This window comes from Salsuginibacillus kocurii DSM 18087 (assembly GCF_000377705.1).
In the GTDB taxonomy this organism is placed as follows: domain Bacteria; phylum Bacillota; class Bacilli; order Bacillales; family Marinococcaceae; genus Salsuginibacillus; species Salsuginibacillus kocurii.
In genome coordinates, this window is the sequence record NZ_KB898627.1 from 12,574 (window position 1) to 25,973 (window position 13,400).

The following is a 13,400-nucleotide window of genomic DNA, read 5'->3' on the forward strand; positions in this document are numbered from 1 at the left end:
AATGAAAACAGTTTTATATTATGAGCACGGAGGACCTGAAGTTTTAACTCTCGGTGACACAGACCGCCCTGCCATTAAAGATGATGAAGTTCTTGTTGAAGTAAAAGCGAGTGGCATTAATCCCGTTGATACTTATTTCCGTTCAGGAAAACGGCCAGTTAAAGAATTCCCTGCCATCCCTCATTTTGATGTGGCTGGTATTATTAGAGAAACTGGCCAGAACGTGCATGAATTTCAAGTAGGGGACCGAGTATGGGGAACAAATATTGCGGGTACAGCACGAGAATTCGTTAACGCTTCTTCTGGAAGTTTGTTCCCGCTACCTAATACGTTCAGCTTTGAAGAAGGCGCTACGTTGGGGATCCCTGCTATAACAGCTCACCTTTCGTTATTTAATCGGGCAAAATTAGAACCTGGGGAAACTGTTTTAATCTATGGTGGAGCTGGGGCCGTTGGTCATGCTGCCATTCAATTGGCGTCTCAACACGGAGCCACCGTTATCGCAACAGCAAGTTCGGCTGAAAAAGAAGAGATTTGCTTGCAAGCAGGCGCTGAGCATGTCATTCGTCTCGACCAGGAAAGCAATCCTGAACAGGCCGTATTATCAAGTACGAATCAAGAAGGCGTAGATGTCATTCTTGATATGTCTTTTAGCGAAAATGTTGAACAAAACTTAACGATCGGGGCCTTAGGTGTCCGCATTGTGACAATTGGCTCGCCTAAAAATAATCAACCTCAAATTCCCTGGGGGCTTTTAAATCAAAAGCACGGCTCCTTGTTAGGTGTGCTTGTCTTCACAGCTCCTGAAACGGCTCTTCATAAAGCAGGCATGGAAATAACCCAAGCCATCCAAAACGGTACCTTTAAAGCTCATGTGGGCGGTGTGTATGAACCAGGGCAGGCAAAGCAAGCACACAAGGACCTCGAAAACAAAAAATATGCTGGCAGTCTCGTATTAAAATTTACTTAAGTAAGCATAAAGTGTAAGCCTTCTTGAAAGCGGGTATTGAGAAATAGTCGAGTTATTCAAAAGGAGGTTCTACATGAGACGCGAGAAATATTTTGTAACGGTAGATATGCCCTTACTAGGCATTTCCGACGTTAAAACAGAAGACAACAGCATTCAATATGAGATTGAAGCAACTCATGAAGAAAAAGAAGAAATCAAAGATTTATTAGATGCCTTACAAGAACAGGATATCGAATTTCAACAAATCTTTGGGCACCCCTTTGATGAGCCTGCTTCAGATGAAGAGAAATCAGACGCTCAATTTAGAGTGGAAAAGCTTTATCAGCGAATATATGATCTAGGAACTGATGAAACAAAGCATACACTTAAAGAAATGGGAGGAAATCTCCGCACGGAATAATTCTTTAGTTAAATGTTCTGGAAAAGGTAATATTGATATTCCTGTTAGAGATTTCCCTTTCCTCGGATGAACCGAAGTCTTTTTCAGGTGCGTGGTTCAGAGAAGAGTCACCCCCTTTTAACAACTTCATTACACAAAACCTCATAAAATCACTACGTATTACTGTACCAACACTTTTGATAAGGTTGTTGAATGGCAAATTAAGCCCTGCTCCATAAAATTTCGCGGAGCAGGGCTTAATTATATGGTTTTTTTCTTTTACATGCGGCTTTACCTTCGGATGAAATTCATGGCTTTAAGCCATACTACAAAGACAATCCAGGAGGAGGGATAGCATGCACAAAAAGCGATATTATGTTCATCTCAATCCGACAACAATGGAAGACTTGACCGAAACCGAAGTTAATGACCCAGACATTATTCAATATGCCGTAGATGCCACTCCAGAAGAAGCTGATAAATTGCGTGAACTACTGGAGAAAACACAACGGCACGACTTGGAATTAACCAATTTAATGACCTTCCGCCACTTTGATGAACGAATAGAAGAAAACGACCGCTATGAATACAAAGACTCCTTTGAGCACGTCTTACACGCCATTTACGATCTGGGCACTCCGGAAACAAAAGAGGCGGTCAAAAGCATGCACTGGTTTCCTGATGAATAACCTTGCTCTTACCAGGCCGCTATACTTCCATCTGTTCGCCCTTCTGTGCCAGCAGCATATACGCCAGTCTCAGGGTTGCGCCAAATAATCTGACCGCGTCCAAAGCTGCCGGAATGAGGGGCGATTTCAATTTGGTGCCCTCGTTCCAGTAAACGCGCAGCTGTATGTGAAGGGTTGGTATGCTCAAGCTGTACTTTTTTATCTTTCAGCCACTGCCAACGCGGGGCGTCAAGCGCTGCCTGCGGATTTAATTTAAAGTCAATCGTGTTCATAACTACTTGGACATGGCCCTGAGGCTGCATAAAGCCCCCCATGACACCAAATGGACCTACAGGCTCCGACCCTTTTGTCATAAAACCTGGAATAATGGTATGAAACGTACGTTTGCCCGGGGCTAATGCATTATCATGGTCTTTATCCAATGAAAAATTATTTCCTCTATTCTGCAGGCCAATACCGGTGCCTGGCACCACAACCCCTGAGCCAAATCCCATATAGTTACTTTGGATAAACGATACCATCATTCCTTCGTTATCTGCAGCAGCCAGGTACACTGTGCCGCCCTGAGGGGGTTCTCCAGGCGCAGGAGTAAGAGCTTCTTCTCCGATCAACTGGCTGCGTTCTTTGGCATATGATTCCGAAAGCAGCCCTTCCACAGGCACACTCATAGCACTTGCCTCTGTAATATATTCCAGGCCGTCTGCAAATGCAAGTTTAATTGCTTCAATTTGACGATGAAGGGTTAGCTCATCGTCGCGGTTTGAAAAATCAAACTGTTTCAGCATGTTCAATGCTTCCAAGGCAATGGTACCTTGGCCATTCGGCGGAATCTCCCATATTTCATAGCCCCGGTAATTAACACTAACTGGATCGACCCACTCCGGTTCAAATTTTTCCAAATCTTCCTTGCGGATAAAACCATTGTGCTCCTTAGAAAATGCATCGATTTTATCAGCCAATTCACCTTTATAAAATGCTCTTGCTTTTGTTTCTGCAATTTGGCGGAGTGTCTCGGCATGCCCTGGAGACTTCCAAATATCTCCTGCCTCAGGAGCTTTGCCTTCCGGTGCAAACGTATCAAACCAGGCTTTAAATTCCGCACTTGTCAATTCCTTATTGAAACGATCGTATGCTGCTTTCCAAAAGCGGGCCAATACTGGAGACAAAGGATAACCTTCTTCTGCGTAATGAATAGCCGGCGCTAACACATCAGTTAATGGCAGCTTCCCAAAACGCTCAGAAAGAGCAGCCCAGGCAGACGGCGCTCCCGGCACAGTTACCGGCTCAAGGCCAAAGGTCGGCATTTTTTCGTAGCCGCGTTCTTTCATCGCTTCAATCGAAATGGAGTCAGGAGAAGGCCCACTTGCGTTAAGGCCATGAAGTTTGTCTTCCGCCCATACGAGCGCGAACGCATCACCGCCGATTCCATTTGAAGTCGGTTCAACGACGGTTAAGCAGGCCGCTGTCGCAATCGCTGCATCAACAGCGTTTCCTCCCTGCTTTAAAATATCTCTTCCGGCTTGTGCAGCTAGCGGCTGAGAGGTTGCTACGACCCCATGTTTTGCATAGGTCGTCGTTCGTTGAGACGGGTAAGGATAATGGTTCGGATGATAAGTAAGCATGTAATTCCTCCTCAATAATAAGTAAGTACTACATATTCATTCTAGATTGGCCGCCGTCTACATTGAGACTTGCTCCTACAACCCAGGAAGCACGATCTGAAGCTAAAAATGTAACCACATTAGCAACTTCTTCAACCGTCCCAAACCGCCCGGCCGGAATTTCTCTTTTTACAAATGCATTTATCCGATCAGGATCTTCGTCCAGCTTTTTCTTCCAGTTTCCAGTCGGATGTAAAATCGACCCTGGTGCCACCGAATTAACTCGGACCCCGTCCGCTATTGCTTCATCTGCAAATGCTTTAGTGAAACTAATTAAAGCAGCTTTCGCACTATTGTAGGTCGCTTTTCCCCCCGATTCTCGTCCAAAGATAGATGAAATATTTATAATGCTTCCACTAGAACGACCAGCCATATCTTCATAAGCACGTTTGCTTAAATCAACAGCCGATAAGTAATTTAAATGCATTGCTTCTTCAAAGCTAGAGACATCTGTCTCACCAATAGTGCCCCCCTGGCTGCCGCCAACATTGTTAACTAACACATCAATTTGGCCAAACGTCTCAATAAAACTTTGAAATATACGCTCACGTTCTTTTTGATCAGTTAAATCTCCCATAAAACGTTCTACCTCAGGCATATGTTTTTTCGCTTCTTCCAATCCTTCCGCTGAGCGAGCTACAATTCCTACGTGTGCCCCTTCGTTTATGAAAGCTTGAGCGATCCCTGCTCCAATACCTTTAGATCCTCCAGTAACTAAGATGTACTTCCCATCAAGACCCAAATCCACTATTATTCCTCCAATCTCTTTAGTATTTTTTGGTGAGAAACTGGATAAGCCAGTTCTTTTGCCTCTTGGTCTGTCACCCATTTTCCCATTTCAGTAGAAGAAAGCTTCTCATCAACCCTTCCCGTATACACCTCCATTTCCCAAATTAAATGGCTAAAGACGTGTTCCACTTCACCCAGATAAGCTTCCACTTCAGCCTGGATGGCGTGTTGGTCATTTAGCATCTTAGCTAAGGCTTTATCAGCTTCTTCTTCTCGTTCAAGCTCTACTTGCGGAAACTCCCACAACCCCGCCAACAAACCAGAAGCTGGCCTTTTTCTCACAAACCAACGCTGCTCTTTGTCCTGCACAGCCAGAACTGCAATCCGTTTACGGGTCGGCTCCTTTTTCTTTTTCTTTACAGGCAATTCTTCCTGCACTCCGAGTTCGCGGGCCTGGCAATAAGCTTGAACAGGACAAAGCAAACAACCTGGTGATTTAGGTGTGCATATTAAAGCACCTAGTTCCATGATGGCTTGATTAAAGTCTGAAGGTGGAGCTCCCTCAATCACTTGTGCAATGACCTTTTCAAACTTTGTCTTTGTTTTTGCCTGCATAATATCATCTTCAATATGTAAGAGACGGGAAAATACTCTCATTACATTGCCATCAACTGCTGGTTCAGGTTGATCAAAAGCAATACTCATTACTGCTCCTGACGTATAAGGGCCTACTCCTTTTAAAGCCCTAAACTCAGCACGGTCTTTTGGCACCTCGCCCCCATAAGATTCGACCACCTCTTTAACCGCGGTCTGCAAATTGCGAACGCGTGAATAATAGCCAAGTCCCTCCCATGCTTTCAACACCTCTTCCTCATCTGCTAACGCTAAATCCTCTGGTGTAGGAAATTGCTCAATAAAATAGTTAAAATAAGGAATCACAGTATCTACGCGCGTTTGCTGCAACATAATTTCTGAGACCCAAATGTAATAAGGATTTTTTGTCTTACGCCAAGGCAATTCGCGTTGATTGTTTTGATACCAGTCAACGAGGTCGTGTTGAAAGGCTTCAATGTTTAAATGCTCCAGTTCATTCTCCGCTGTCATTCTCATCCTCCTGAATCCTTACTATCTTTCTTTAGAAAAGCCCAGCAATGGACCTTTCTAAGCCCACCTTCCACCAGGTCCTCCCACTGTGAAAAAAAAGGATGGTCCAACGTGGTTCGTGCGTTTTTAATTTCCTCATACATTGCCATGGTTTCTACGCTGAACATCTCTACATATAAGCCTTCTTGGTCCATAGCTTCAAACCATTGATAATCTTCAATGCTATAAGTATTTAATTCCTGCAGAGCCTCTGACATGATTGCTTCATATACTTGCTTTTTGTTTTTTTTAATTTTATACTCCATAAAAATATGTACTCTTTGTGGCATTCTTTCTCGATCCCCTTTTGAAAATAATGATTATCGGGTATAAATTAAATTAAGTCCACGCTCAAGCTCCATACATATTTCTTGTTTTAAGTGAAAGGCTGGATCAATTCTATTCCCCGTACATCCAACAATAAGCTTTGGTTGCCCCCACAATTCAGAAATGAATTTAATTAATGGAGTACGGCCTCTAGGGAGAAGCTAATGGCATGTAAGTGACAATCCAAAGAAAGAGAAACTCCACTTATCTATGACTATTTGCTGATTTCCTAGCACGCAGCAGCTAATTGAATGCGTCCCCAATTCGCTCTCATATCTACAATCAATTCTAAAAAGGAGGGAGCTATCGATGGATTCAGCAACTCACGCTGTAATGGGCGTAGGCCTTGGCGGGCTTGCAACCCTCGATCCCGTAGTCGGCCAGGATCCTGTTATGTTGCAAACTGTTATGATAGCAACCATCATAGGCTCCCAAGCTCCAGATTTTGATACCATACTTAAATTAAAAAACAATGCGATTTATATTCGCTACCATCGGGGCCCTACCCACTCCATACCTGCAGTGCTTGCTTGGCCGATTATACTCAGCCTCGCTCTCTATACAATTGTACCAGAAGCTAATTTGCTGCATTTATGGATGTGGACATTTCTAGCTGTCTTCCTTCATGTATTTGTAGACATTTTTAACGCTTACGGCACTCAAGCCATCTCACCGTTTAACAAGCGCTGGGTTGCTCTTGGGGTTATTAATATCTTTGACCCGCTTATTTTTTTAAGTCATATCGCTGGTTTTATCTTTTGGCGTTATGGGGCGGACCCCGGTTGGACCTTTTTAATTCTATATTTGCTCCTGATCATTTATTATATCTTTAGATACCGGGCCCGAAACCGCGTAGTACGTCACGCCAAAAGGCTCCATCCCAATGCAACGCATGTTTTTATTTCTCCTACATTTAGATGGTCACTTTGGCATCTTGTGATTCGTACACGAGAAAGACTGCACGTTGCCGAATCAAGGAACGGAGCAATCAAATATTTTGAAAGTTATCCTTTTGAGCCTATCCCTGATGATCCTGCCGTCAAAAAGGCTAAAGAAGACGACAATCTAGCCGCTTTTTTATCTTTCTCTCCAACCTATCGCTGGAGCAAACGAGAGTTAGACTCAGGAGTGGAAGTACGGTTTACCGACTTAAGATATCGAAGCAAAGGATACTATCCATTTATAGCAGTGGTACGATTATCTGACGAGTTGGAAATTCAGTCTTCCTATACGGGTTGGATTTACAGCGATGAAACTCTCGAGAAACGTTTAGTACAATCTAAAAAAAAGCATAGCTAATATTAATCACGAAGCGACGAACCTTGATGTAAGAGTGAAAACTTTTGGTTTGTCGCTTCGTATTTATGAAGATAAGGCCCATATTGTTCTACCCATAGACGGACATAGCGCTCTGCCATTTCCGGTCCTTGATAAGACCTTCCTGCCCGGGCTCGCACACTTTCTACATCTTCCCACATACACTCTACCCAAGTCCTTGCCTGACTAGCTGAAAGCTGATCATTTCTACTTAACAGCACTTCTGTTAAAGTAGCTATTCGTTCTTGCATGAAAACACCTCCTGGATGCTTAATACATACTTTTTTCATGTGGACAGAGATGGTGAATCTTCTACCAACATCACCGTAAAGCGTTAAAACCATCTTTCTTAGTAAAGCCTTGCTAGAATCCTATCACTTTTCTGCGAGCAATGAGATAGGGAGAGCTTCCAACTCTTCAGCGGAATCACGGTAGCCCCAAGCAAATGTGCCATTCAAATAAGAAATGAGAAAAGTGGAGCCTTCCCCTATCACATTGTAAGTCGTTCCCGGTTTAAAGTCTGCTGGATTTAATAGGTAAGCTTGTGCCATCGTTTTTTTACGTTCATATACGGAGAATTCATTAATCATTCCCATCGCTTCCGCTTTTTTTGCTTTTTCATTGAGCTCTGCAATCTCAGTTTGTAATTCTTGCTCGTTCATTTGGCTGTATCTTTTTTCCACAGTACTTCCCCCAAAATGTATTATTTTCTTTATTATAACTTATCCCTATACTATCGTTAAAAAAAAGGCTGTTTTAGCAACCGGGGTTGGTAAAACAAAACCTAACAAAAGCAAGTGCTACGACGCCAGCAGCTAAAGATCCAGCAGGGTGGGTTTCCCTAGAGGGTACAAGTGTTGGCCGATCAAGAAGACACGGTAAGGTCAAACGAAGTGAAGCCCAAGCTGCTGCCTGTAAATAAGAGGGGACAAGAGGGCTCTCGTCTCTCTTCTTGCTAGCAGAAAAACTTGAACATGAGCTTATTCCTTTAAACGTCGTAAGATTTGCTCAATCGCACCAAGAGGGTAACCTTTCCGGTATAATTGCTCTTTCAATTTAAGCTCGACTTCATTTGTGGTGTATTTTCGTTCTAACTTGGGTAACCGTTTCTCAGCTTCTAGCTTTAGAGCCTCAAGTTCTTGTTCTTTTACGTGATCCGCTTCTACTTCCTCAATTTCATGCAGTACTTCATTTGATAATGAAAGTGGAAAACCTTTACGGGTTAACGCATCAATGGTCTTTTTTTTCCACACTTTAAACGAATCTTTTTGACGTTTGCCGTTTCGTTTTTGCACGATCTTATTGATTGTTTCATACTGCTCTTCAATCGAAAATTGAACCAAAGCCTCATCGATTATTGCTTGTGAAACTCCTTTTTGGAGTAAATCATCTTGAATTCTTACCGGGCCGTGATCAGTCGTTCTTTTTTTTGTCCGCACGTAGGCTTTGGCAAACTCTACATCGTTAATATAGCCATATTCTTTTACTTTGTTGACAGCTTCCTCTATCACTTCTTCAGGATATTCTTTCGCTGCTAATTTTTGCTTCACTTCATAGGCTGAACGCATTTTATAACTTATTGTTTGCAAGGCATCATTTAGAGCTCGTCTTTTATAATCGTCTTGCTGCAGATTCTCTACCTCAAAGGCAGTAATCTCCATGCCTTTTCGGATCTGGTGTTTGACTAAAACATCCTCATCTAATCCAAAGCCAAAGCGCTCACCGTTTCCGTCATTAATATAAATATTATACCTATCAGCATTATTTTTTTGGGTAGTAATACGAGTAATTATCATAAAATCCCGGGCCTCCGTTTTATACTCACCTTATATAGTGTCACTTTAAGGCTAGAATGCCTTTCATGCAACAAAAAACCAAATCACTCATACGCTTTCAGATTAACCCCAGCCCTCACCGGGTAAAAGAAAAGTGAAGGCGTTTAATAGCTGCGCAGCACTCCTCTTAACCGCTGAGGAGACTGCTAAGTAGATTTTTCCGTTAAAGAAAAGTAACATTTATTTTACATCGGGCCTTTAAAGAAACATAGCAATTGAAGATGAGGTATAAGTATGGTTGATAGCCTACTTATCATCATTATAACGTGCACAAAAACACATAGAGCTTGAAAGGAGAGAACGGCATGCATGTTGTCATATCTGGGGGCACTGGTTTTTTGGGCTCAAGGCTTGTAGAAACCTTAGCCGCTCACGGCCATTTTATTTCAATACTCACAAGAGACACCTCAACGAAGACAGACACTACCCATGTACAACACGTTGAATGGTTAGGGGCAAACACAAAGCCAGAGGAAGCTTTGCATAATGTCGATGCAGTTATCAACCTGGCCGGGGCCTCAATTAATGAACGATGGACCGCGAAGCACAAGGAAGCCATTTTACAAAGTCGCATAGAAGCTACCCGTGAGATTGTACGTTTAATGAAGGTTCTTCAGCCTGCACCTGAGGTTCTCATTAATGCTTCAGCCATGGGCTATTATGGCATTTCCAAAACTGCTATTTTTACAGAAGACAGCCCTCCAGTCCATGAAAATTTCTTGCAGTATGTATGTAAAAGATGGGAAGAAGAAGCAGAGGCAGCTCGCGAGCTCGATAATGTTCGAGTAGTATTAGCGCGTTTCGGTCTTATTCTAGGAAGAGATGGAGGCGCTTTACCGCAAATGATTACGCCATATCGTTTTTTCGCAGGAGGACCTCTTGGTGACGGAAGACAGTGGTATTCATGGGTCCACTTGGATGACGCAGTGGAAATGCTAATTTATTCCATTCAGCACGAAAAAGCAGATGGTGCCATGAACGTAACAGCACCAGAACCTACGCGTATGAATGAATTTGGAAAAACTCTGGCAGAGGTCATGAACCGTCCTCATTTTTTGCCGGCTCCAGCTTTTGTGGTAAAAACCGCATTAGGCGAAATGAGCGTGCTCGTGTTAGAAGGCCAGAAAGTTCTTCCTACTCGTGCCGAAGCTTGGGGGTTCACCTTCCAGTACCCTGAACTTCGCCCAGCGCTTCAAGATTTGTTGATTTAGGACTTGTCACTGGTTGCCAAAACAGAGCTAAGCAATCATTAAAATTCTCATCTACCCAGTCAATAAAAACCAGCCACAAGAAACGGGGCTGGTTTAATTTCCCTTAACGGACATGATGTACATTCTATACAAATCGAATTTTGTTGCCTGTTCCGGCCATAAGGTCCGCTATTTAGCCTCAAACTGAAAAACCTAATGCACGGCTTATTTAGTGGAATAAGTGTCTGTTATGCTCCTTGGAAGTGTTAAATGTATAAGAGGAAATAACGGATTAGATATCCATGAGCTTCTTTAATACTTTTCATAGAAGCTTTTTCATTTAAAATCTATAAATACACTTCCTCCTTCAGCTGTCTTTAATACAGCTTTCCGTGCCGGTACATGAGGGTGACCAATCGTTCAATTGCTTGTTTATAACAAATGAAGCGGACAGTGTGACCTCCTAACCCATAAAAATATTCATCATACACTTTTTGAAAGGCAGAACGCATCTGTGCAGCCATTTCCTCTAACACTTTATCCTTATCATAAACCTCTGTCACCCTGCTCTGCTTCCACTCTAGGTACGAAACGTGAACGCCGCCAGCGTTAGCCAATATATCCGGAATAATCATCTTGCCCTCTTTTTGCATATAACGGTCAGCTGCAACATTTATAGGGGCATTAGCTCCTTCCACTAATACATCGGCTTTTACAGCTTTCATGTTTTCTTCAGTGATCTGATCTTCAATTGCTGCTAAAACAAGAACATCAGTCTCCATTGTTAATACCGCTTTAGCATCTAATATTTCCGCCTCCACGTCAGCTACAGCCAATTCTGCTTCGGTCTTTGGCAATTCATGCGATTCTCGGGCATACTGGTTAAGCTTTTCAATGTTCAAGCCTTCTGGATGATACAACGTAACGAATTGATCTGAAACAGCAAGAACTTCGTGTTTAACATTTTCATCCCAGTACGCTTCAAGCGCAGCTACGCTTCCTACATTCCCGAACCCTTGCACGTTAACTTTGATCGCTTCAGAACTAGCATGTTTATCTCGTAAACGTTGGATTGTCTCCAATTGGCTGCTTCGTTTGCTATTTAAATCGCGTTCACCATTTGTATAAGCTTTAAGCCATTCAGTTAACAAATACGTATAACTTAAAAACGTGCCAATGCCCGTAGATTCCCTTCGGCCTTTGGCTCCACCCATTTCCTCACTTTTTCCAGTAAAGGCCCCGCTATAAGACTGACCTGGATGGATTGTTTTATATTCGCCTACCATCCAATCCATTATTCGTTCATCCGTGCCCATGTCAGGAGCTGGAATATCGTAAGTAGGACCAATCTCTGGCGTGAATCGCTGCACATATTTTTTACTAATTAAATTTAATTCTCTTTCTGAGTACTTTCTGGGGCTGACAAAAACTCCGCCTTTAGCCCCTCCGAATGGCAAACCATGCAAAGCATTCTTCAAGGTCATTAAGATCGCCATGTTTTCCACTTCTTCTTCGGAAACGTTCTCGCTAAAGCGGATCCCGCCTTTATAGAACCCGCTAATGTTATTGTGTTGTACTCTGAAGGCCGGAATTCTTTCAATGCCTCCATTTTCCCTGGAAACGCGTATGTAGCTCTTTATAATTTTATCAGTAGTCTTTAATATTTCTCCGGCCGATTGAACAATTTCTTCTCGTTTTGGTTGATCTTTCATGTTTAAAAAAGAGTTATCAGTGAGCAGACTGTCTATTACTTCCTGGATCAGCTCCTGTGTCCTCCCTTTATCCATATGAAGACCTCCTTATTTCATCCTTCTTTCGTTCCCCTAGATGAATTACCCTGTTCGTGGCTCCTTCAATCATCCAATTTAACTACCTAGTAAAAATAATAGCATCGTTATCGTGACCACACTTATTACCGTAGTAATCAAAGTAACACTAGAGACAAGCTCTGGCCGCGCCTCAAATTGAACAGAATACATAACGATTGTCGCTGCCGACGGCATAGCTGCAGAAACAATCAACACATTTGCCAGCATGGGGTCCATAGGCATCAATAAAGTAATTCCGAACGCAAGAAGCGGGGAAATAAACAGACGTACCAATGTACTAAAAGTAACTAATTCCCATTCAAAGCTCCGCCATGGGATTAAGGCTAACTGCATACCCAAAATAATCATAACTGTTGGAATAGCTGCTTCTCCAATAATGCCAGTAGTAAGCAAAAGAGGTGCAGGCACGGTAATATTAAAACCAATGACAAGCATTGCCGCGACAACTGCCCAGGTAACAGGCATCATAAGCACTGTTTTTAATGCTTGACGGATACCGCTGCCCCCTCTTGCGGCATAATAAACGCCAAACACATTCATTATTACTGATTGAATAACCATAAATGAAACGGCATATGCAAACCCTTCTTCCCCATAGGCAAATAAAATCAAGGGCGCGCCGAAATTACCTGCATTCATAAATGCAGTTGATAAAATCAGTCCGCTTTCTGTATCTTGAGAAAATTTGCGTATCATTGCGTACACCTTATTAATCACAATGAGCACAGCTAATAAAATGGCAGAAAAAATAAGCATATACATATACTGAATATCAATTGTAGTGTCATAAAACGTATCAAATACAAGCGCAGGTGTCATTACATAGAGCGCTACTGTCGACACCGGTTTAATATCAAGCATTTTGCGTTTTTGTAATATGTATCCTGTTACAAACACAAGCAGAACAGGGACCATGACCTCTAAAAATATCTCCATAAAGTAACCCCCTTTGACGTCAAAGGCAGACGCAACCTTCATAATGCCACGAAATGTAAAAGGTGTATAGAGCGGAAACGACCAGTTAAATAAACAGTGCTTAGATTTAGTACATTTGCAATACCCTTTTAAAATCTCTTTATTTCTCTATGCATCTCCTCCTATCATCCCCTGTCACAATAGGGATGATAGGATTTCTGACAATTCGAAAAAGAGCGGCAAATGTTTCAAATCTGATGGAATCTGTAAGATATGCAAGCATTAAGCACAGCGTGTATGCTCAGCCACACTCAATGCCACTTCATAGAAATTAACCGGAATTAATCGCAAACAAAGCCATTTGAACTTTTCTAGTGACAACCGTATGATAAAAATGTGATTGCATTTAACCCGCT

At 42.5% G+C, this 13,400-nt stretch carries 14 protein-coding genes; 5 read left to right on the forward strand and 9 right to left on the reverse strand.

Annotated elements, in window-relative coordinates; translation table 11 throughout:
• Position 1: 1 nt before the first annotated feature.
• The 3 genes from D469_RS0110465 (at position 2) to D469_RS0110475 (ending at position 2,038) form a co-directional block, all read left to right on the forward strand.
• Complete coding sequence (locus D469_RS0110465; RefSeq protein WP_018923341.1) at positions 2-970, forward strand: NADPH:quinone reductase; 969 nt, start codon at positions 2-4, stop codon at positions 968-970.
• 73 nt (positions 971-1,043) lie between these two features.
• The gene (locus tag D469_RS0110470) at positions 1,044-1,370 is read left to right on the forward strand and encodes a hypothetical protein (protein ID WP_018923342.1); all 327 of its coding nucleotides are present in this window, start codon (positions 1,044-1,046) and stop codon (positions 1,368-1,370) included.
• Positions 1,371-1,705: 335 nt separating this feature from the next.
• The gene (locus tag D469_RS0110475) at positions 1,706-2,038 is read left to right on the forward strand and encodes a hypothetical protein (protein WP_018923343.1); all 333 of its coding nucleotides are present in this window, start codon (positions 1,706-1,708) and stop codon (positions 2,036-2,038) included.
• Positions 2,039-2,046: 8 nt separating this feature from the next.
• Here the strand turns inward: D469_RS0110475 and D469_RS0110480 are convergent, their stop codons facing one another.
• From D469_RS0110480 to D469_RS0110495, 4 genes are read right to left on the reverse strand one after another with little or no spacing between them, the layout of a single operon-like run.
• On the reverse strand, positions 2,047-3,660 hold the full coding sequence (locus tag D469_RS0110480) for a gamma-glutamyltransferase family protein (RefSeq protein ID WP_018923344.1): 1,614 nt from the start codon (positions 3,658-3,660) through the stop codon (positions 2,047-2,049).
• 28 nt (positions 3,661-3,688) lie between these two features.
• Positions 3,689-4,447: an SDR family NAD(P)-dependent oxidoreductase gene (locus tag D469_RS0110485; protein ID WP_018923345.1), complete on the reverse strand. Its 759-nt coding sequence runs from the start codon at positions 4,445-4,447 to the stop codon at positions 3,689-3,691.
• A 2-nt stretch (positions 4,448-4,449) separates the two neighbouring features.
• Positions 4,450-5,532, reverse strand: coding sequence for an A/G-specific adenine glycosylase (gene mutY, locus D469_RS0110490; protein ID WP_018923346.1), 1,083 nt, complete (start codon positions 5,530-5,532; stop codon positions 4,450-4,452).
• 2 nt (positions 5,533-5,534) lie between these two features.
• Positions 5,535-5,861, reverse strand: coding sequence for a hypothetical protein (locus D469_RS0110495; RefSeq protein ID WP_018923347.1), 327 nt, complete (start codon positions 5,859-5,861; stop codon positions 5,535-5,537).
• A 346-nt stretch (positions 5,862-6,207) separates the two neighbouring features.
• Here D469_RS0110495 and D469_RS0110500 point away from each other — a divergent pair, with 346 nt between their 5' ends.
• A complete protein-coding gene (locus D469_RS0110500) occupies positions 6,208-7,197 on the forward strand; it encodes a metal-dependent hydrolase (RefSeq protein ID WP_018923348.1) in 990 nt (329 codons plus the stop codon).
• Between the two features lie 2 nt (positions 7,198-7,199).
• Here the strand turns inward: D469_RS0110500 and D469_RS0110505 are convergent, their stop codons facing one another.
• From D469_RS0110505 to recX, 3 genes are all read right to left on the reverse strand, one after another.
• Positions 7,200-7,466: a YfhJ family protein gene (locus tag D469_RS0110505; protein WP_018923349.1), complete on the reverse strand. Its 267-nt coding sequence runs from the start codon at positions 7,464-7,466 to the stop codon at positions 7,200-7,202.
• 123 nt (positions 7,467-7,589) lie between these two features.
• Entirely contained in the window at positions 7,590-7,898 is a 309-nt protein-coding gene (locus D469_RS0110510; protein WP_018923350.1) for a YfhH family protein, read from the reverse strand.
• Between the two features lie 297 nt (positions 7,899-8,195).
• Positions 8,196-9,011, reverse strand: a complete 816-nt coding sequence (gene recX, locus D469_RS0110515; protein WP_018923351.1) for a recombination regulator RecX — start codon at positions 9,009-9,011, stop codon at positions 8,196-8,198.
• Between the two features lie 344 nt (positions 9,012-9,355).
• Between recX and D469_RS0110520 the strand changes: the two genes are divergently transcribed.
• The gene (locus D469_RS0110520) at positions 9,356-10,261 is read left to right on the forward strand and encodes a TIGR01777 family oxidoreductase (RefSeq protein WP_018923352.1); all 906 of its coding nucleotides are present in this window, start codon (positions 9,356-9,358) and stop codon (positions 10,259-10,261) included.
• A 356-nt stretch (positions 10,262-10,617) separates the two neighbouring features.
• Here D469_RS0110520 and D469_RS0110525 read toward each other — a convergent pair whose 3' ends face one another.
• Entirely contained in the window at positions 10,618-12,027 is a 1,410-nt protein-coding gene (locus D469_RS0110525) for a Glu/Leu/Phe/Val family dehydrogenase (RefSeq protein ID WP_018923353.1), read from the reverse strand.
• 78 nt (positions 12,028-12,105) lie between these two features.
• A complete protein-coding gene (locus tag D469_RS0110530; protein ID WP_018923354.1) occupies positions 12,106-13,005 on the reverse strand; it encodes an AEC family transporter in 900 nt (299 codons plus the stop codon).
• Positions 13,006-13,400 lie beyond the last annotated feature (395 nt).